The sequence below is a fragment of the Fusibacter bizertensis genome (genome assembly GCF_029914245.1).
GTDB classification, from domain to species: domain Bacteria; phylum Bacillota; class Clostridia; order Peptostreptococcales; family Acidaminobacteraceae; genus Fusibacter_C; species Fusibacter_C bizertensis.
Genome location: NZ_JARYZI010000003.1, coordinates 21796 through 42236, shown reverse-complemented (window position 1 = coordinate 42236; position 20441 = coordinate 21796). Strand labels below are relative to the sequence as shown.

The window sequence follows — 20441 nt, the reverse complement described above, 5'->3', positions numbered from 1 at the left end:
CACTAAGGTGATGTCCAAAGATGGGTTAATTAGTTCCCAATTATATTGTATACATGCAGTCTTTTGGATAATTATATATATACTATCACTATGAAAAAGTGACGTCAATAATAAAAATAATGTTATACGAGGTGAATATGACAATACTAGAGCAATTAAAAGAAAAAGTTTACGAAGATCGAAAAGCATTACACCTTATTCCAGAAGCTGGATTTTGTGAATATAAAACCAGCGCGTATATACAAAATGTTTTAAAAGAATTGGATGTTGAATACGAACTTGTAGGTGGTACTGGTATTGTTGCGCTTTTTAAAGGGATTTCACCAACACAAACACTTGCATTTAGAACCGATATGGACGGCTTATCTGTTAAAGAAGAAAGTTCATTTGAAACACATTCAACCCATGATAATTTTATGCATGCCTGTGGTCATGATGGGCACATGGCAATGATGCTTGGACTAGCTAGAGTGCTTTCGAGTAGTGATGTTAAAATAGTAGATAACATACTCCTTATTTTTCAACCTGCTGAAGAAGGACCTGGAGGGGCTGAAGTTTTAGTCAATGAAGGGATACTTGAAAAATACAATGTTTCAGAAATCTATGGTATTCATGTTTTCCCATCGGTAGCGCAAGGAAAGATTGGCCTTTGCCCTGGTCCTATGATGGCGATGACTGGTGAATTTGATATAGATATTTATGCAAGGAGTGCACATGGCGCCATGCCTCATACTGGTATAGATGGTATTGTAATTGCGAGTGAAGTTATTTTAGGTCTTCAATCAATAGTTAGTAGAAATATTAGTCCAATTAATCCAGCTGTTTTAACAATAGGGAAAATGGATGCAGGAGAACGTCGTAACATCATAGCTGGAAAGGCGAGACTTGAAGGAACAATACGAGCTTTTGATAAAGTAGTGTACAATCAAATTAAGACAAGAATGACAAAGTATTTGGCTGGTATTGAAGCTGCATACGAAGTGAAAATCGAAATCGAATATAGAGATATGTATCCACCTGTGGTTAATGATCAAAGGCTTTTCACAGAGTTTGTAAATTTTCATGGCGTACAGTGTGAAGTCATTGAACCACAGATGATTAGCGAAGATTTTTCCTATTATCAAGAAAAAGTACCGGGGCTTTTCTATTTTGTGGGGACATATAATGAAGAAAAAGACTATGTATATCCCTTGCACAATTCGAAATTTAATTTTGATAACAGGATATTACTCGATGGTATGCAGTCCTATATCAATATCTTAACATATAAAGGTAGTATCCAAATATAGGAGGACATATGAGTGAATCAAAAATTAGACAACGTGTATTCTCTATAAAAGAAGCCAATATATTTTTTATCCTATTGGCATTGCTCTTTCTAACTGTAGGAGCATATGTTCAGAGCAGAGAACTTATCTCAGGACTACTGATCACAGAATTTGGATTAATGGCAATTCCGATTTTACTATATGCATTTATAACAAAAAAAGATGTGAAGAAAGTCTTTAGATTTAAAAGTATACCTTTTAGTGCTGTGCTCAAGATTATCATTTTAGCAGCATTATTGCTCCCTACAGTTGCAGTTGCTAATTTAATTACGATATTTTTTATTGAGTTGTTTGGTGATTCGATTGTATCAGTGATTCCAACAGCATCAAATAGTGCAGAGTTTGCACTACTTTTTGCTGTAATTGCAGGTTCGGCTGGTATCTGTGAAGAAATATTTTTTAGAGGTGCTATACTCAATGCTTATGAGAGCAAGCTAGGGAGAAAATGGGGCGCGATTTTTAGTGGACTTTTATTTGGAATATTTCATTTTAACCCGCAGAATTTTTTAGGTCCAATCATTCTTGGAATTATGTTTTCATATCTCGTACAATTGACGGGTTCGATATTTTCAGGCATGATTGCCCATATGACGAATAATGGTATTGCAGTTACTATGGGATTTATAACGAATCTTTCTTCATCTAGTGGCGTCATCCCTCAAGAATCAAATGAATTGATTTTTAATACGCCAAGTGTTATACTAGGCGTTATGGTTTTCTATGTTTTAATTGGTGCAGTATGTATTATAGGTATAAAAGGATTACTGAAAAGTCTGCGAACTCAGTTTCCACGGTTAGAAATGACAAATGGAATTGTAGATGATGTAGATAGATCTGGTGATCAGAGCAATTATTTAGAAAACATAAATCTTGAAAAAAATTCGGATAGATATGGACCACTATGGGAGAACAAACCACTTAATATTAACCCAATTGAGTTATTACCTATCGTGCTGGCGATGATGATGTATGGGCTCGTAATCTATTTGGCTTATTTTTAATTTAAGGAAGATAATATGGAAATTTATAGAGAGTTCGCTTCAGTTTACGATCTAATGCAATATGATATTGATTATCCTTTGTGGATCAACCAATTAGATAGTATTGCAAAAAAGCATATGACTAATCCAAGGAGTATACTTGAGTTAGCCTGTGGCACAGGGACAATTAGTGTTGGCTTATCACAAAAGGGATATCTATGCGAAGCACTGGATATTTCAGAAGATATGCTCACAATTGCTCAAAGTAAGGCCTATGACTGTGGTGCTAAGATTAAGTTTTATCATCAAGATATGGCGAATTTTAGTACGAAAAAAAAATACGATATGGTTTGTTGTATGTGTGATGGCATGAACTATCAACATGATATCGATACTTTATCAAAAGTAATGCAACAAATTAACCTCCATTTAAATGAAGAGGGGGTTGTTGTGTTTGATTTGAGCTCAAAGTATAAATTAAAAGAAATAATTGGTAATAACACTTTTGCCGAAACTTTTGAGAGTGAAGCATATATATGGGAAAATGAATATGATGAAACACTCAATCTCTTGAATTTCTCATTAACTATATTCAAAGACGAAGGCAACGGATATGAGAGATATGAAGAATTCCACACTCAAAGGGCATATGAAATAGAAGATGTTTTAACTGTTATCAACCCATTTTTTGAGGTGTTGGATATCGTTGATGGCGATAGTTTTAAACAAAAGCATGAACAATCTCAAAGAATTTGTTTTATATTAAAAAAGAAAACTGAAGTTCAAATTACGGAGGCAAAATGAAAGGTAAATTAATAACAGGGATGTCTGTTAATAGGGAAGTAAGAATTTACGTGGCACAGACAACAGAAATGGTAGAAAATGCGAGAACGACACATGATTTATCACCTATCTCTGCAACTGCACTTGGTAGAACGATTACTGCTGCATCGATGATGGGAATGATGAGTAAAATAGACAAAGAAAAAGTAACGTTACAAATCAAAGGTTCAAATGAAATAAAGCTCATGGTTGCTGTTGCGGATTCTCATGGAAATGTGAAGGCTTATATGAATAATCCTCAAGCTGTTAATATCTTCGACGAGCACGGAAAACTTGATGTAGGAACAGCAATAGGCAAAGATGGAAAGATCATTGTAATAAGAGACATAGGCATGAAAGAACCATTTTTAGGACAGTGTAATCTAGTATCTGGAGAAATTGCTGAAGATCTAGCACAATATTTTGCTCAATCAGAACAACAGCCTACTGCTGTATCATTAGGGGTAAGTTTTGGAAAAGATGCACATGTAAAATACGCTGGTGGCTTTATCGTTCAATTGCTCCCTGAGACTACCGAAGAAACAATCCAACAACTTGAATCAAATTTAAAGGGAATGCCTCCTTTAACACAACAGTTTGAAGAAGGTTTAACGATTATGCAAATTGCTGGACAAGTCTTAGCTGGTCTTGGTTTTGATGAATTAGAAGAGTATGAACTTAACTACAAGTGTGATTGCAGTAGAGAAAAGATGGAGAACGCACTTATAAGTTTAGGCAAAACTGAAATCAAAGCAATCATTGATGAAGAAGGTGAAGCTGAGCTCGTTTGTCATTTTTGTAATCAAAAGTATATTTTTAGTGAGCTTGAATTAACTGCACTTATAGAAGCGCCAAACGAAGTTCTATCATAAAAGTGAGCATCTATGGGAATAATATTTACAAATGCAGAAGTTGCGGAGAAAATTAGAAAAAATAGTTTTTTTGATAACCATCATGTTGTTGAAATAACGTCAAACCCTAGTGTAGATATTAGAGTTGCGCATCACTGTGATTTATCACTTGCAGTCATTGGTGATAAAATTATATTGGAGCCTAGTATTTACAATTTATACGAAGAATATCTTTTAAGCCTAGGGGTAGAAGATGATCAAATCATATGCGGTAAGACTTTGTTAGATGTGACATATCCATATGATGCTGTATACAATGTGCTCCCGATGAAAAATCATTTGTTTCTAAAAAAAAGCATTACCGATCAAATCATCTTAGATCAAACAAAACTCAATATTATTGATGTCAATCAAGGTTATGCAAGATGCAGTGTATTACCTATAGGGCAAATAGCTGCAATTACATCTGATGGTGGTATGTACAAAGCATTAAAGGAACAGGGCTACAAAGTGCTTAAGATAGAACCTGGAAACATTGCTCTAGATGGGTTTCAATATGGTTTTATTGGTGGTGTGGGTGGTACTGTTGAAAAAAATATAATCATTAATGGATCGCTTGATTTCCATCCAGAAGGCGATCTGATTAGGCAGTTTATCGAAAATCAGAGTTTTAAAGTAGTCGAATTACATCAAGGCTTGTTAGTAGATGTAGGTTCGATTTTATACTATCAGAGATAGAAGGTGTTCAAATGTTAAAACTATTAATATTAGCAAGTATAGGTGCGATTATTGGATGGATGACCAACGTCATCGCAATTAAATTGATGTTTAGACCTGTAAACCCAATAGGCATAAAAGGTACACCATTTGTTATACAAGGGCTTATCCCTAAAAGAAAAGCTGAGATCGCTAAATCAATCGGCGATGTCATAAGTGATGAACTCATATCAATCGAAAAAATAGTCGATAAAATGATTACAGATATGGATAAACAGCAAATTATAAATTTGATTAAACAAAAAGTTATGGTTGTAGCAAATGAAAAGATGCCTTCGATTATTCCATCGATGTTTAAAGGGATGATTTTGCAAAATATCGAACAAATGATTGATGAAAATGGTGAGCAAATTATTGTGGAACTTGGTGAACAATTAAGTCACAAAGCGATAGAATCTATCAATATCAGTAAAATGGTTGAAGATCAAATAAACGCTTATGACTTTGAAAAAATCGAAGAGATGACACTTAAGATAGCGAAAACTGAACTTAAACATATTGAAGTTTTAGGTGGTGTTATTGGTTTTTTTATTGGGATTTTTCAAGGGGTAATTGTTCTGTATGCTTTAAAATAAATTGTTTACAATTATTTTTGTATGGACAGTTGACATTTTTCAGTCAGTAAGCTATCATTATTTTAAATTAATAAAAGCGTTAATAAAGAAGAGTACCATTATATAAACTTCAAGAGAATGAGTTCAGTAGCTGTGAGAACACATAAGTAGCGTAATGGGAAAACTAACTTTTAGCTCAAATTTAGTAAGTGAATACTGAAATGTTTGCGTTAGGCCGCGTTAAGGTCTTTTGAGTGGCTCGTTAAGAGCTATTAGGGTGGAACCGCGATATAACCTCGTCCCTAGCGTATGCTAGAGATGAGGTTTTTTTAGTTTCATCTACCTTGTGATAGAATCCAAGTACTTGTTGTACGAAGATTTTTACTTTGACTTAAGTCAAAAAATAAAAAGGAAAAAAGGAGGTTAACATGATTAAAATTACACTAAAAGACGGATCAGTGAGAGAGGTACAAAAAGGCACAACTGTATATGATGTTGCAGCATCTATCTCTGGAAGACTTGCCAAAGAAGCTGTTGTTGGAGCGGTGAATGGTAAAACCGTCGATTTATCATATAAATTAGAAGAAGACTGTGAACTTAGCATCTTAAAATTCGATGACGCTGAAGGTGCACATGCTTTTAGACATACAAGCTCTCATATTATGGCGCAAGCAGTAAAAAGACTATTTCCAGATGCACAACTTGCAATTGGACCTGCAATTGAAAATGGTTTTTACTACGATTTTGACACTGAACATAAATTTGTACCGGAAGACTTAGATCGCATTGAAGCTGAGATGAAAAAAATTGTAAAAGAAGATCTTAAACTTGAAAGATTCGAACTTCCTAGAGATGAAGCTATCAAATTTATGGCAGAAAAAGGTGAGGCTTATAAAGTTGAACTGATTAACGATTTGCCTGAAGACGCGATTATTTCTTTTTATAGACAAGGTGATTTCGTAGATCTTTGTGCTGGTTGTCACGTGAGTTCGACAAAAGAAATTAAAAGTGTGAAATTAACTTCTCTTGCTGGCGCATACTGGAGAGGAAATGAAAACAATAAAATGCTTCAAAGAATATATGGTACATCTTTCCCTAAAGCTTCTATGCTAGACGCATATCTTGAGATGCTTGAAGAAGCAAAGAAAAGAGATCACAGAAAAATTGGTAAAGAACTTGGTTTGTTCGCTTTGATGGAAGAAGGACCAGGATTCCCATTTATGTTACCAAAAGGTATGGCAGTTAAAAATAATCTCTTGAAATATTGGAGAGAAGTTCATGATAAAGCTAACTATGTTGAAATAGAAACACCAATTATGCTTAACAGACATTTATGGGAAACTTCTGGTCACTGGTATCATTATAAGGACAATATGTATGCCCTTGAGATCGATAATGAAGATTTTGCGGTTAAGCCTATGAACTGTCCTGGATGTATGCTTGTTTATAAAACTGCTATGCGTTCTTATAAAGATTTCCCAATTCGCATGGCTGAAATGGGTAGAGTGCATAGACATGAATTATCTGGAGCCCTTCATGGCTTGATGAGAGTAAGATCTTTCACTCAAGATGATGCTCATATTTTCATGTTGCCAGAGCAAATTAAAGATGAAATTATCGGTGTTGTTAACTTGATTGATGAAGTATATAAAACTTTTGGATTTAGCTACCATGTAGAACTTTCAACTAGACCTGAAAATTCTATGGGAAGTGATGAAGAGTGGAATAGAGCTGAAGAGGCACTGACAGAAGCGCTCGTCGAACTAGGTATTAATTACAAACTCAATCCAGGAGATGGTGCTTTCTACGGTCCTAAAATAGATTTCCACTTGATGGACTGTCTTGGTAGAACTTGGCAATGTGGAACAATACAACTGGACATGCAGTTACCACAACGTTTTGAACTGAGCTATATCGGAAAAGATGGTGAAAAACATCAACCGATAATGATCCATAGAGTTGCATTTGGATCAATTGAGAGATTTATGGGTATATTAATAGAAGAGTTTGCAGGTAAATTCCCATCATGGCTTGCTCCTGTTCAAGTTAAGCTACTCACTATCGCGGATCGACATATTCCATATGCTGAAGAAGTTGCTAAGAAACTTAGAGCTATGGGGATTAGAGCTGAGCTTGATGATCGTGCTGAAAAAATCGGATACAAGATCAGAGAAGCGCAACTTGAAAAAGGACCATATATGCTGATCATAGGCGATAAGGAGTCTGAACTAGGTCAAGTATCAGTGCGTTCAAGAGATATTGGCGAACTTGGAAGCTTAGAGCTCGATGTATTTATAAATACTTTGCTAGCTGAAGTTGCTGAGCGTTCTTTAAAAACAAAATTTGAAAAAATAGATCAATAGGCTTGACACACGATTTCTATCGTGGTATAGTTATTGAGGTTAACAAGTAGAAGTCCGCTTCTCACCATATAACTTTGTGTTCATATGGTTCGTAGTATTTAACAGTTTTGATTGTTGAGTTGCTAACGGCGGATATTCGTATCTGCCGTTTTTATTTTTATAGAACCTAGGGGGTGTATCTTATTAAAATAGCTGAAATCAATGAAGAAATTCGTGACCTTGAAGTGAGACTAATTGGTGATGACAACGAGCAATTGGGAGTTATGTCTGGAAAAGAAGCACTTGCATTAGCGCAAGAGAAAAAACTTGACTTAGTGAAAATTGCACCAGGTGCAAAACCACCAGTATGCAAAATTATGGACTTTGGTAAATTCAGATATGAACAACAGAAGAAAGATAAGGAAGCGAAAAAGAAACAAAAAAGCGCTACACTTAAGGAAATTCGTTTGGGTCTGAATATCGAGAAAAACGATTTAGAAACCAAATCAAAAAATGCAATCAAATTCTTACAAAGTGGTGACAAAGTAAAGGTTTCTTTAAGATTCAAAGGCCGTGAAATGGGTTATACACAGCAAGGATTTGAAGTAATTAAAAAATTTACTGCAGAAATTGAAGGCTTTGGAACACTTGAAACACCTACAAAACTTGAAGGTAGAAGCTTAGTTGCAATCTTTGCACCTAATAAATAAAGCGAGCATTTTGGAAGGAGGAAAGAGCTATGCCAAAAATGAAAACACACAGCGGCGCTGCTAAAAGAGTTAAGAAAACTGGTGGCGGAAAACTTAAGAGAAGTAAGGCGTTTACAAGCCATATTTTGACAAAAAAATCTTCTAAAAGAAAAAGAAACTTAAGACAATCTACAGTTGTTAGTGAGTCAGATATGAAACGTGTTAGAACAATGTTACCTTATTTATAGGATAATTAAATAGAAGGAGGTTTTGAAACATGGCAAGAATTAAAGGCGCAGTAAACGCAAAGAAGAAACATAAAAAAATTCTTAAATTAGCTAAAGGCTTCTATGGCCAAAAGAGCTTAGTATTTAGAGCAGCAAACCCTGCAGTTATGAGATCTTTAAGATCAGCATACGTAGGTAGAAAATTAAGAAAAAGAGATTTTAGAAAATTATGGATCGCTCGTATTAATGCTGGTGCAAGAATTAATGGCTTAAGCTATTCTAAATTCATGAACGGTCTTAAAAAAGCAAACATTGACATCAACAGAAAAGTACTTTCTGAAATGGCAATTAATCATCCAGAAGATTTTGCTAACTTAGTAACTTTAGCAAAAGGCCAATTGTAAAATTGAGTAGAATATAGGGAGTGGATCAAGATAACTTGATACGCTCCTTTTTTACGTTTATCAAATTGTGTTTGTAATTTGGACAATAAGTGTATAGTAAGTTTACACAATCAAAATACTTGAAACACATTTAAATGACTGGGTTAAGTCAAATTAAATTAACCTAAAAAAAGATGATTAAATATGAGGATGTATCTTGTATACATTATTTAAATAGCATATAATGAACGTGTGAATAATTAATAAAGGAGTGTGTGTTTATGGCATTTTTAGACCAAGTAATTGAAATTGCTCGCAAGGACATTCAAACAATTGTATTGCCTGAAGCTTTTGATCCGAGAACAATCGAAGCAACTCATAAGATTATCGAAAAAGGGATTGCTAAGGTTATCTTAGTAGGTGATAGAAATGAAATTCTTGCTGGTGCAGGTGAGTGGAAGATAGACGAAGCAATTTTCATTGATCCAAAGAATTTTGATCAAATGGATGCTTTTGCAGCAGAACTTGCAAATCTAAGAAAAAGTAAAGGTATGACACCAGAAGAAGCTAAAGCTATTTTACTTGAAAGCGAACTGTTCTTTGGTGTGATGTTAGTTAAAATGGGCTTTGCAGGTGGTATGGTTGCAGGAGCTGCAAATTCAACTGCAAATGTATTAAGACCGGCTCTTCAGATTTTAAAGACTGCACCTGGAACAAAACTTGTTTCAGCAGTATTTTTAATGGAAGTACCTAATTGTGAATATGGCGAAAATGGATTGTTTATCTTTGGTGACTGTGCACTTAATCCAAATCCAACTGCTGAAGAATTAGCACATATCGCAATAAGTTCAGCTAAAACTTTTGAATCACTTGTACACACTGAGCCAAAAGTTGCGATGCTTTCATTTTCTTCAAAAGGCTCAGCATCTCATGCTGATGTAGATAAAGTGGTTGAAGCTACTAGGATTGCTAAAGAAATAGCACCTGACTTAGCACTTGATGGCGAACTCCAGTTTGACGCTGCTATCGTTGCTTCTGTTGGTAAGAAAAAAGCACCGGAATCAAAGGTTGCTGGTGAAGCAAATGTAATTATATTCCCTGATTTAGATGCAGGAAATATTGGATACAAGCTTGTACAAAGACTAGCAAACGCTAATGCTTATGGTCCAATATGCCAAGGACTAGCGATGCCAGTTAATGATTTATCAAGAGGTTGTTATGCTGACGATATCGTTGGAACTGTTGCATTAACAGCATTACAAGCGCAAATGCAAAAAAAATAGTTTCTAAAAGTAACTATACTATATTTTAGATGAAATCAAATCGGCATGATCTGTTATATCATGTCGATTTATTTTTGATTTTTTATGTATATTTTGATACAATGTAAGTTGTGAATCAATGAAAAATAAAATGCTTTTACATCATTGGAGGCAGCGATGGAATTAAGACAAAGAATGACACGATCTTTAAAACCGGCACAGATTATGGTATTGAGTTTTGGGGGTGTCATTATCATCGGAGCATTGTTATTAATGCTTCCAATCAGTTCCCAATCAGGACAGATCACATCTTTTATTAATGCGTTATTTACGGCAACTTCAGCAGTTTGTGTTACTGGGTTAGTTGTCGTTGACACTGGGACCTATTGGTCTGTATTTGGAAAAACTATTATTTTGATCATGATTCAAATTGGTGGCCTTGGTTTTATGACCATGACGACGTCAATTGCAATTGTGCTTGGCAAGAGAATTGGCCTAAGAAATCGTATGATCATGCAAGAAGCGCTTAATCAATTTTCGATATCCGGTATTGTTAGACTGACTAAGTATGTCATTATGGCGACCTTCTCTGTAGAAATCGTAGGTGCACTGCTCTTATCTATAAGATTTGTACCGCTTTATGGTTTCAAAAATGGATTTTACTATTCTGTGTTCCACTCGATATCTGCATTTTGTAATGCAGGATTTGATATTATGGGTAATTATCAAAGTCTAACACCATTTGCTCGAGATCCAATTGTAAATATTGTTATTATGGCATTAATTGTACTTGGTGGTATTGGTTTTGCGGTAATTGCAGATTTGTCAACATTTAAAAGTTATAGGAAACTTTCGCTTCATACTAAATTGGTATTGCTAATGACCGCTGCTTTGCTGTTATTTGGTTTTGTTTTTATTTTTGTGCTAGAATTTGATAACCCTAATTCTATAGGGAACTATACATTGGGTGAAAAAATCATAACTTCAATGTTCCATTCGATTACACCAAGAACTGCTGGTTTTAATACATTAGATCTGAATAATATGACAGTTCCATCACGTTTTATTACCATGATCTTGATGTTTATTGGTGGTTCGCCAGGTTCTACAGCCGGGGGGATAAAGACAACCACTTTTGGCATGTTAATCCTATATGTAATTTCGGTTTTTAGAGGCAGCGATGATATCAATTTCTCAAATCGTAGAATTTCAAAAGAGGCGGTTAGCAAAGCCTTGGCAATTGTGTTTATATCTTCATTTTTAGTGGTGATTATGACTTTCATGATGACTGTGTTTGAGGGTAATTTTTCATTAGAACAGATTGTATTTGAAACGATGAGTGCATTTGGTACCGTAGGTTTATCTTTGGGAATTACACCATATTTAGGTGTGATGGGTAAAATTATTTTAACAATTATGATGTTCCTTGGTAGATTAGGTCCTTTAACAATTGTTATTGCTATTAGCAAGAAAGCTTCTCAAAATAAAAAAGACTTATTAAGATATCCAGAAGGTAAAATAATCGTAGGTTAATCAAATGATGCAATTATATAAATTCGGAGGTATAATGTGAAGCAATTTGTTGTAATAGGATGCGGAAGATTTGGTCAAAGTGTCGCAATTAAACTCGCTGAATTAGGAAGCGAAGTAATGGTCGTAGACGATAAAGAAGATGTTATTCAAAATATAGCCAATAAAGTAACTTATGCAGTACAAGCAGATGCAACTGATGAAAATGCAATTAAAGCACTTGGAATTAGAAATTTTGATGTTGCAATTGTTACTATCGGCTCTGACATACAATCATCTATACTGGTGACTTTGTTGGTTAAAGAGCTTGGAGTAAAGCACATTGTTGCAAAAGCTCAAAATCCAGCTCATGCGAAAGTGCTCTATAAAATAGGTGCAAATAGAGTTGTATTCCCTGAAAAAGAGATGGGTGTAAAAATAGCCAAGAGTTTAGTTTCTAGTAATGTACTTGACTTAATTGACTTAGCACCAGAATATAGCATCTTAGAGATTAAGATGAATGATGAGTGGGTTGGGAAAACACTTGTCGAAATTAACATGAGACGACGCTATCAGATATCCGTTATTGCAATTAGAAGAGATGATCATGTGGATATTAACGTTGAACCTGATCGTGTACTTTTAAAAGACGATATTCTCATAGTAATTGGTAACAATGCCGATCTTAAAAAAATAGAGAAAAATTAAAATTTGTGACGTCCTTGAGACGTCACTTTTTAAAATTGGAGGCAATAATGAACAGCTCAATTAATGAGATTACTTCAAATAAAAATAAGTATTTCAAAAGATTTAAGTCACTCAATATGAAAAAGTATAGAGAATCTGAGAGACTTTATTTGCTTGAAGGGCAACGGTATATTGATACAGCAATTGAGCTGAAACTAAAGTTTGAAGCATTATTGTTTGATATAGATTCTTGGAATCAAATGGAACTGAAAGCCCAAAACTTTTATCTGGAAGCTGCAGAAGTTTTTGTGTTTCCATCTCATCTATTTAAAGAAATAACTCAAACAGAACAGTCTCAAGGATTTTTAGGTGTTATAAATATGCCAGAGGTATTGGAAATTGATTTCATTGAAAAATCTATGGCAGATAAAACAAAACTCAATATTTTACTACTAGATCGCGTGCAAGATCCTGGTAATTTAGGTACGATTATCAGAACTGCAGATGCAGCTGGAATTGAATTTGTTTTATTGGCTAAAGGAACTGTTGACGCTTATAGTCCCAAAGTAGTAAGAAGCACTGCAGGCTCTATTTTAAATATTAAATTAATCGCACTTGAAGAAGTTGAGGTAGCTATTTCAGAATTGAAAACATATGGTTTTAATATAATTGCAACAGCACTTGAGGGTGCAAAGGACTACGGAGAATCAAGCTGCTATAAGTCACGTAATTGTTTGATAATTGGCAACGAAGCCAATGGTGTGTCAGCAGAAATCCTTAACATGGCTGATAACAAAGTTAAAATACCTATTTTTGGTAAAGCGGAGTCCTTAAATGCTGCAGTAGCAGCAGGTATAATGATGTACAAACTTAATTCGCTGTAAGAATAACTAGAAAAAAACTTGTTCACGTTTTGAAATTGTGTTATGATAGCGATATTGAAAACATGTAAAATCTGTGAAAGAGAGAGTAAGTTTTTTATCGACACAAAGAGAGGGAGAGAATGGTGAGAATCTCCATGTTGATGAGGCTGAAGTTCACTCTGGAGATGTGCTCTTGAAATTAGTAGGGAGTAACGTAGTCCGCGTTAAGGAATCGAGTGAGTTGCGTTATAGCAATTAATTTGGGTGGTACCGCGGAGATAACTTCGTCCCATTAGGGGATGAGGTTTTTTTGTGCTTAAAATAAGGTGTAGGAGGATTTGGAAATGAAAGAAAAACTGCAAGCTTTATTGCTACAAGCTAAAGAAGAAATAGTAAATGCTAAAGCTTTAAAAGAGCTTGAAGACTTAAGAATCAAATACTTGGGAAAAAAAGGTGAAGTCACTTTAGTGTTGAAAAATATGAAGGACCTTTCTCAAGAAGAGAGACCTTTGGTGGGTAAAGTTGCCAATGAGATCAGAGAGCAAATTGAAAATTTACTAGAATCTGTTACTGATGATAAGAAACAGCTTGAAATTGAGAATCAACTTGAAAAAGAGTCGATAGATGTAACGATGCCATCAAAAGGAACACTTAGAGGGCATAAACATCCTATCAATGTCGCACTTGATGAAGCGATAGAGATTTTCTTAGGGATGGGATTTAAAATTGCTGAAGGACCTGAAATAGAAACTGTTTATCATAACTTTGACGCACTCAACGCACCTGTTGATCATCCGTCTAGAAGCTTATCTGATACATTTTATATAACTGAAGATCTTCTTTTGAGAACTCAAACTTCTCCAATTCAAGTGAGAACGATGAAGAGTCAGCAACCACCAATCAAGATTATTGCACCAGGACGTTGTTTTAGAAACGACGAGATCGATGCGACACACTCTCCGATGTTCCACCAGATCGAAGGACTAGTAATTGATAAAAACATTACTATGGCAGATTTAAAAGGCACACTTGATATGTTTGCTAAAAGATTATTCGGAAGCCAAACAAAGACAAAATTCAGACCACACTATTTTCCATTTACTGAGCCAAGCGGCGAAGTAGATGTATCTTGTTTTAAGTGTGGAGGCGAAGGTTGTCGTTTTTGTAAAGGAAGCGGCTGGATAGAAATTTTAGGATGCGGTATGGTACATCCAAACGTTCTTGAAGAATGTGGAATTGATCCAAAAGAGTATAATGGCTTTGCTTTTGGGATGGGACTTGATCGCGTTACGATGCTCAAATATGAAATTGATGATATTCGTGTTCTTTTCGAGAACGACATAAGGTTTATCAAACAGTTTTAATCTAATAAAATCGATCGGAGGATAGTATGAGAGTACCTTTGCAATGGATAAAAGAATATGTTGATTTCTCAAATATAGAAGAACGACAATTAATTGATAAACTCGTTTTGACGGGTTCAAACAATGAAGGAAGTTACAATCTAAAGGATGATATAGAAAATATTGTAGTTGGTAAAATCACAAAAATAACGTCTCATCCAAACGCAGAAAAACTTTGTATATGTCAAGTTGATGTGGGTAATGAAGTGCTTCAAATCGTTACAGGTGCAACCAATGTTTTTGAAGGGGCAGTGATCCCAGTTGCTATTCATGGCGCTATTATTGCCGGAAAGATCAAGATAAAAAAAGGTAAACTTAGAGGTGAAGTTTCTAACGGCATGTTATGTTCGCTTGAAGAAATGGGTTTCGAAAGTTCAAATATTCCAAAAGAATTTGATGATGGTATTTTAATTCTCGATCGCGAATATCCTCTAGGCATGAATATCTTAGAAGCTCTAGATTTAGACCAATCAGTGGTTGAATTTGAAATTACGCCCAATAGACCAGATTGTCTAAGCATGGTAGGGATGGCACGTGAAATTGCTGCAAGTTTTGATTTGAAAGCTGAGTTGCCTAAAGTTTATGTTGAAAATAATGCTTCAGTTATAGATCAATATGCAAGTGTTGAGATCAAAGATTCTGATCTTTGCTCACGCTATGTTGCAAAAGTTGTGACAGATATAAAAGTTGAACCGTCGCCAATGTGGCTACAACTTCGATTAATGCAAGCTGGTATGAGACCGATTAATAATATAGTAGATATTACAAACTATGTTATGCTTGAATATGGTCAACCTATACACGCATTTGATTTAGATTCACTTTCAAATGGTATAGTTATTGTAAAGCGTGCTGGTGAAGGGGAGCTCTTTGAAACCTTAGATGGTAAAGAACGTATCCTTACTTCAGAGATGCTAGTCATTGCTGATGAAAAGAAAACAATAGGCATTGCTGGCGTAATGGGTGGTGCAAACACTGAGATAAAAGAGACTACAAAAAAAGTGTTGATAGAAGTGGCGAGTTTTGATAAATCAAGCATAAGAAAAACATCTAAAGAGTTAGGTTTAAGAACTGAAGCTTCTTCACGCTTTGAAAAAGGCGTAAGTAATGTATTGCCAATGGAAGTTGTAAACAGAGTTTGTTACTTGATTGAACAACTTAAAGCTGGTGTGATTTTGCCAGGTACGATTGACGTTTATCCAAATGGTGAAAAACAAGTAAAAATTCCATATACAGTTGAGGGCATCAATCGTGTTATTGGTTCAGAACTGGTTGAAAGTCAAGTGATAGAAATATTAGCAAAACTAGACATTAAAACAGAAAAAGAAGAGGGTTTAACGGCAGTTGTGCCACACTATAGACTAGATTTAAGTAAAGAAATAGACTTGGTTGAAGAAGTTGCCAGAATTTATGGATACGATAAAATTAAGATGACTTTACCTAAACTAAATGTTTGGGGGGCAAAAACAAATGCGCAACTTATTAAAGATCGTGTTAAATTTGAGTTGTTGGCAAATGGGGTTGACGAAATTTTATCTTACTCATTTGTCTCAAAAAAAGATCTTGATAAGATTAATGTATCTGAAACAAGCATGCTTAGACAACAAGTTGAACTTATCAATCCGTTAGGTGAAGAATTTAGCGTGATGCGCTCGACGATGGTGCCTAATGTTCTTGAAGTTTTAGCGCGTAATAATAATAGAAAAAACAAAAATGTAAAAATCTTTGAAATTGGAAGTATATTTGTCCCTAAAGAAACTCCTGTTGTTAGTTTACCAATTGAAAAAGAGGCAATGGTTGTTGGAATGATAGGTGAACATGAGGATTTCTTTACTTTAAAAGGAATAGTAGAAAGTGTCTTAAAGGGATTAGGAATAACAGACTATTATTTTGAAAAAGAAACGAATCACCCAACTTATCATAAAGGTAGATGTGCAAATATTATATGGAATGGCCATGTTTTAGGCATTATGGGTGAGATTCATCCACATGTTTTGGAGAATTACGATTTGTCTGAGAGAGCATATGTTGCCGATCTTGATTATAATATTTTGCTTCAATTAGCGAGAGAAGATAAAAAATATAAAGCAATTCCTAAATACCCTGCCGTTGAAAGAGATATAGCTGTGTTGGTTAGTGATGAAATCACTTCGATGCAGATTGAAAATATTGTAAAAGAAACAGCAGGCCATTTACTTGAATCAGTAAAAATGTTTGATATGTATAAAGGCAAGCAAATTACTGAGGGGTATAAGTCGGTTGCGTATGAGTTGATCTTTAGAGCAGAAGACAGAACGTTGATTGATGAAGAAGTCAATAAAATTTTTAATAAAGTGCTCAAGGCATTGGAAGAAAAAATAGGAGCTCAATTACGTTAGTTATAGCGGTTATTGACGAATCTCAAATATTTTATTTGAGATTCGTTTTTAGTTTTCACAAAATTGATTTAAATGATTGATTGAATGTGAATTTTAATGGATTATTTCACATGAATTAGGAGTGGAAACTTTAAAACAACTAAGTTATGATGATGTTGGTTAGATCATTTTTAACACACAGAACTTGATAAAGAATAAGTGAGGCATTATGTCGAGAATAGATGAAAATACAAATCCAGTTAAGTTAGCAGTTCCTATATTTATTGAATTACTGTTGTTTATGTTTATGGGAAATGTAGATGCGATTATGCTGAGTAAATATTCAGATTCAGCAGTAGCAGCGGTTGGAAATGCCAATCAAATTACAAACACGCTTTTAATTTTATTTAACATTACTTCTGCTGCAACCGGGATTATGGTTGCTCAGTATATAGGGGCTTCAAAAAAAGAGGACCTAAATAAGATCTATACACTTGGTTATGGCATGAACTTGGTTTTAGCACTTATGTTGGGATTGTCTTTTTCTGTTTTCCAAGCGGATTTCTTTAATTTAGTTAAGATGCCAAAGGAACTGTTTGTCGATGCAAAGGCATATTTGAGTGTGATTATGACTTTTCTTTTTGTACCAGCTTTCTTTAGTTTGTCATCGGTTATTTTAAAAAGTCATGGCATTACCAAGCTTTCTATGTATCTTGCTATTTTGATGAATATTGTCAATATTATTGGTAATTATACATTCCTTTTTGGTCCATTCGGTCTTCCAATTTTAGGTGTTAAAGGTGTTGCGATTTCCACAGTACTCAGTAGAGGTCTTGCAGTACTCATCATGGTAGTGATTCTCATCAAAAATTTAAACATGTCAGTTAAAATAAAGCATTTACTCCCTTTTCCTAAACAGCTTTTTAAGCAGTTTATGAAATTAGGATTACCATCAGCAGGTGAACCGATATCATATCAGTTTTCACAAATGGTTATTTTTACGTTTATTAATATGATGGGTACAACCACGGTTACAACAAAAATTTATGTCCAAATCATTGTTTGGTTTACATTCCTTGGTTCAATGGCAATCGCACAGGCGAATCAAATTGTAGTAGGCCAGTTAGTAGGAGCGGGTAAGGAAGATGCTGCATACCGTATTACATTAAAATCATTTAGGCAATCTCTTGCATATACTGTGGTAATATCTCTTATATTTATTACATTACGTTACAAATTAATTGGTATTTTCAGCTCAAATAAAGAGATAGTAACTTTAGGAGCGACTATTTTACTGATTGATATTTTTGTAGAAATTGGCAGAGTGTCTAATCTTGTGATTATTTCTGCCTTAAAAGCAGCAGGAGATGTTAATTTTCCAGTTGGCGTAGGTATATTTTCAATGTGGTTAGTGAGTACTTTGTTTGCTTATGTTTTAGGGATTCACTTTGGCTTAGGCTTGGTGGGAATATGGATTGCAATGGCTGCAGATGAAATCCTAAGAGGTGTAATAATGTTCTTTAGGTTGAAATCAGGTAAATGGAGAGGAAAACGAATCGTTACAGGTTAGTTATATTTAGTAAAACCATTGAACAAAGTATAAAAGCTGATATAATTAATAGTTGAGTGTTATAAAGTGCAAAAGCACTGTTGAACGGATATTATTTGAAAGGTGGCTATTAACGTGATACAAGTTACGAATGTTAGTTTGAGATTTAGCGATCGCAAACTTTTTGATGAAGTTAATTTAAAATTTACACCCGGAAACTGTTATGGTGTAATTGGAGCAAATGGAGCAGGTAAATCTACTTTCTTAAGAATTCTCTCGGGTGATATTGAACCTTCAACTGGTGAAATATTTATTACACCTGGAGAAAGACTTGCAGTTTTAAAACAGGATCACTTTGAATTTGATGCTTTTTCTGTTATGGATACAGTGATCATGGGACATAAAAGACTCTATGACATCATGAAAGAAAAAGATGAACTTTATTCTAAAGAAGATTTTACTGAAGATGATGGGATGAGAGCAGCTATCTTGGAAGGCGAGTTCGCTGAACTTGATGGTTGGGATGCGGAGTCTAATGCTGAGAAATTATTGAATGGACTTGGCGTTACACCAAGCTGTTTCACTAAACAAATGGCTGATGTTCACTCAGATGATAAGGTTAAGATCCTATTGGCACAATCCCTATTTGGTACACCAGATATTTTACTCATGGATGAACCAACTAACCATTTGGATTTCAAAGCAATCAAGTGGTTAGAAGAGTTTTTAATCAACTATGAAAAAACAATAATTGTTGTTTCGCATGATAGACACTTTTTAAATAACGTGTGTACGCATATGCTTGATATCGATTTTGGAAAAGCAAAAATGTTTGTTGGTAACTATGATTTCTGGTATGAATCTAGCCAATTGATGTCAAGATTACTAAAAGAACAGAATAAGAAAAAAGAAGAGAAGGTAAAAGAATTACAGGACTTTATTGCGCGTTTTAGCTCAAATGCTTCGAAAGCAAAACAAGCTACTTCACGTAAAAAGATGCTTGAAAAGATCAATATTGAAGATATTCAGCCTTCATCTAGAAGATATCCATTTGTAGGATTTACACCTGAGAGAGAAGCTGGAAAAGATATTTTATTAGTCGAAGGGTTATCAAAGACGGTAGATGGCGTAAAAGTACTTGATAACGTAAGCTTCACAGTTAATAAAGGTGATAAAATTGTCTTTATGAGTAGGAATGAATTAGCGAGAACAATGCTTTTCAAAATTTTAATGGGTGAAGAAACTGCTGATGAAGGAACTTTTAAATGGGGTGTTACTACTTCTCAAGCGTATCTACCAAAAGATAATACTGAGTTTTTTGAAGGTGCTGATATGAACCTTATCGATTGGTTAAGACAGTTCTCAGAAGAAAAAACTGAAACTTTTATCCGTGGATTTTTAGGTAAGATGTTGTTCTCAGGTGATGAACCTTTAAAAAGATCAAGTGTTTTATCGGGTGGTGAAAAAGTACGTTGCATGTTTTCTAAATTGATGCTTTCAAAAGCTAATGTAATAATTCTAGATGAGCCTACAAATCACTTGGACCTTGAATCAATAGAAGCTGTTAATAACGGACTTATTGCATTCAAAGGTACAATGATGTTTACTTCTCATGACCATAAATTTATTGAAACTATTGCCAATAGAGTAATTGAAATTACACCAAATGGCTTGTTTGATAAGCCAATGGAGTTTGATGAATTCTTGGATTCCGATGAGATTCAACAACAAATTGAAGAGATGTACAAAAATTAGAATCAGTTCAGAAAAATCATAATATTGCAGAAATTTCTCTAAAACTTTATCAAAATACTTGCATTGATATCACAAAAAGTGTATCATTAATTGTACCTTAGAT

General features: G+C 34.6%; 18 protein-coding genes and 2 other annotated features. All 18 genes read left to right on the top strand.

The annotated features are described in order from the left end of the window. Positions 1-137 precede the first annotated feature (137 nt). The 18 genes from QE109_RS05455 to QE109_RS05370 all read left to right on the top strand — a co-directional run bounded on the left by QE109_RS05455 (position 138) and on the right by QE109_RS05370 (position 20338). Positions 138-1289, top strand: a complete 1152-nt coding sequence (locus QE109_RS05455; RefSeq protein WP_281093403.1) for a M20 metallopeptidase family protein — start codon at positions 138-140, stop codon at positions 1287-1289. Positions 1290-1297: 8 nt separating this feature from the next. Further along, positions 1298-2329: a CPBP family intramembrane glutamic endopeptidase gene (locus QE109_RS05450; RefSeq protein ID WP_281093402.1), complete on the top strand. Its 1032-nt coding sequence runs from the start codon at positions 1298-1300 to the stop codon at positions 2327-2329. Between the two features lie 15 nt (positions 2330-2344). Continuing rightward, positions 2345-3112 carry a class I SAM-dependent DNA methyltransferase gene (locus QE109_RS05445; protein WP_281093401.1) on the top strand — a complete coding sequence of 256 codons (768 nt, stop codon included), beginning with the start codon at positions 2345-2347 and terminating at the stop codon, positions 3110-3112. Then, positions 3109-4002: an Hsp33 family molecular chaperone HslO gene (gene hslO, locus QE109_RS05440; protein ID WP_281093400.1), complete on the top strand. Its 894-nt coding sequence runs from the start codon at positions 3109-3111 to the stop codon at positions 4000-4002. The genes QE109_RS05445 and hslO overlap by 4 nt, the downstream gene beginning before the upstream one ends. 12 nt (positions 4003-4014) lie before the next feature. Beyond that, positions 4015-4719 carry a DUF6873 family GME fold protein gene (locus QE109_RS05435; protein ID WP_281093399.1) on the top strand — a complete coding sequence of 235 codons (705 nt, stop codon included), beginning with the start codon at positions 4015-4017 and terminating at the stop codon, positions 4717-4719. Between the two features lie 11 nt (positions 4720-4730). Beyond that, entirely contained in the window at positions 4731-5333 is a 603-nt protein-coding gene (locus QE109_RS05430; RefSeq protein ID WP_281093398.1) for a DUF445 domain-containing protein, read from the top strand. A gap of 70 nt (positions 5334-5403) precedes the next feature. Further along, positions 5404-5619 (top strand) — a binding site (T-box leader). Between the two features lie 121 nt (positions 5620-5740). Next, on the top strand, positions 5741-7675 hold the full coding sequence (gene thrS / locus QE109_RS05425) for a threonine--tRNA ligase (RefSeq protein WP_281093397.1): 1935 nt from the start codon (positions 5741-5743) through the stop codon (positions 7673-7675). 173 nt (positions 7676-7848) lie between these two features. After that, complete coding sequence (infC, locus tag QE109_RS05420) at positions 7849-8364, top strand: translation initiation factor IF-3 (RefSeq protein WP_281093396.1); 516 nt, start codon at positions 7849-7851, stop codon at positions 8362-8364. Between the two features lie 29 nt (positions 8365-8393). After that, positions 8394-8591: a 50S ribosomal protein L35 gene (rpmI, locus tag QE109_RS05415; RefSeq protein WP_281093395.1), complete on the top strand. Its 198-nt coding sequence runs from the start codon at positions 8394-8396 to the stop codon at positions 8589-8591. A 29-nt stretch (positions 8592-8620) separates the two neighbouring features. Continuing rightward, entirely contained in the window at positions 8621-8974 is a 354-nt protein-coding gene (gene rplT, locus QE109_RS05410) for a 50S ribosomal protein L20 (protein WP_281093394.1), read from the top strand. 260 nt (positions 8975-9234) lie between these two features. Beyond that, the gene (gene pta, locus QE109_RS05405) at positions 9235-10236 is read left to right on the top strand and encodes a phosphate acetyltransferase (protein ID WP_281093393.1); all 1002 of its coding nucleotides are present in this window, start codon (positions 9235-9237) and stop codon (positions 10234-10236) included. Positions 10237-10392: 156 nt separating this feature from the next. Continuing rightward, positions 10393-11748 carry a TrkH family potassium uptake protein gene (locus QE109_RS05400; protein ID WP_281093392.1) on the top strand — a complete coding sequence of 452 codons (1356 nt, stop codon included), beginning with the start codon at positions 10393-10395 and terminating at the stop codon, positions 11746-11748. Between the two features lie 36 nt (positions 11749-11784). After that, a complete protein-coding gene (locus QE109_RS05395; RefSeq protein ID WP_281093391.1) occupies positions 11785-12432 on the top strand; it encodes a potassium channel family protein in 648 nt (215 codons plus the stop codon). Positions 12433-12479: 47 nt separating this feature from the next. Continuing rightward, entirely contained in the window at positions 12480-13295 is an 816-nt protein-coding gene (locus tag QE109_RS05390) for a TrmH family RNA methyltransferase (RefSeq protein WP_281093390.1), read from the top strand. Between the two features lie 64 nt (positions 13296-13359). Continuing rightward, positions 13360-13569, top strand: a binding site (T-box leader). A 49-nt stretch (positions 13570-13618) separates the two neighbouring features. Further along, positions 13619-14638, top strand: coding sequence for a phenylalanine--tRNA ligase subunit alpha (gene pheS, locus QE109_RS05385; protein WP_281093389.1), 1020 nt, complete (start codon positions 13619-13621; stop codon positions 14636-14638). 26 nt (positions 14639-14664) lie between these two features. Next, positions 14665-17055 (top strand): phenylalanine--tRNA ligase subunit beta, encoded by a 2391-nt coding sequence (gene pheT, locus QE109_RS05380; RefSeq protein ID WP_281093388.1) that lies wholly within the window; start codon positions 14665-14667, stop codon positions 17053-17055. Positions 17056-17263: 208 nt separating this feature from the next. Beyond that, positions 17264-18604 carry an MATE family efflux transporter gene (locus QE109_RS05375; protein WP_281093387.1) on the top strand — a complete coding sequence of 447 codons (1341 nt, stop codon included), beginning with the start codon at positions 17264-17266 and terminating at the stop codon, positions 18602-18604. A 114-nt stretch (positions 18605-18718) separates the two neighbouring features. Then, a complete protein-coding gene (locus tag QE109_RS05370) occupies positions 18719-20338 on the top strand; it encodes an ABC-F family ATP-binding cassette domain-containing protein (protein WP_281093386.1) in 1620 nt (539 codons plus the stop codon). Positions 20339-20441: the final 103 nt, after the last annotated feature.

What these genes read in the sequence shown, in the direction of transcription:
- QE109_RS05445 (WP_281093401.1), top strand. Translation starts at nt 2,345, where the DNA reads ATGGAAATTTATAGAGAGTTCGCTTCAGTTTACGATCTAATGCAATAT.
- pheT (WP_281093388.1), top strand. Translation starts at nt 14,665, where the DNA reads ATGAGAGTACCTTTGCAATGGATAAAAGAATATGTTGATTTCTCAAAT.
- hslO (WP_281093400.1), top strand. Translation starts at nt 3,109, where the DNA reads ATGAAAGGTAAATTAATAACAGGGATGTCTGTTAATAGGGAAGTAAGA.
- QE109_RS05455 (WP_281093403.1), top strand. Translation starts at nt 138, where the DNA reads ATGACAATACTAGAGCAATTAAAAGAAAAAGTTTACGAAGATCGAAAA.
- rpmI (WP_281093395.1), top strand. Translation starts at nt 8,394, where the DNA reads ATGCCAAAAATGAAAACACACAGCGGCGCTGCTAAAAGAGTTAAGAAA.
- rplT (WP_281093394.1), top strand. Translation starts at nt 8,621, where the DNA reads ATGGCAAGAATTAAAGGCGCAGTAAACGCAAAGAAGAAACATAAAAAA.
- QE109_RS05430 (WP_281093398.1), top strand. Translation starts at nt 4,731, where the DNA reads ATGTTAAAACTATTAATATTAGCAAGTATAGGTGCGATTATTGGATGG.
- thrS (WP_281093397.1), top strand. Translation starts at nt 5,741, where the DNA reads ATGATTAAAATTACACTAAAAGACGGATCAGTGAGAGAGGTACAAAAA.
- QE109_RS05400 (WP_281093392.1), top strand. Translation starts at nt 10,393, where the DNA reads ATGGAATTAAGACAAAGAATGACACGATCTTTAAAACCGGCACAGATT.
- QE109_RS05435 (WP_281093399.1), top strand. Translation starts at nt 4,015, where the DNA reads ATGGGAATAATATTTACAAATGCAGAAGTTGCGGAGAAAATTAGAAAA.
- pta (WP_281093393.1), top strand. Translation starts at nt 9,235, where the DNA reads ATGGCATTTTTAGACCAAGTAATTGAAATTGCTCGCAAGGACATTCAA.
- QE109_RS05375 (WP_281093387.1), top strand. Translation starts at nt 17,264, where the DNA reads ATGTCGAGAATAGATGAAAATACAAATCCAGTTAAGTTAGCAGTTCCT.
- QE109_RS05390 (WP_281093390.1), top strand. Translation starts at nt 12,480, where the DNA reads ATGAACAGCTCAATTAATGAGATTACTTCAAATAAAAATAAGTATTTC.
- QE109_RS05450 (WP_281093402.1), top strand. Translation starts at nt 1,298, where the DNA reads ATGAGTGAATCAAAAATTAGACAACGTGTATTCTCTATAAAAGAAGCC.
- pheS (WP_281093389.1), top strand. Translation starts at nt 13,619, where the DNA reads ATGAAAGAAAAACTGCAAGCTTTATTGCTACAAGCTAAAGAAGAAATA.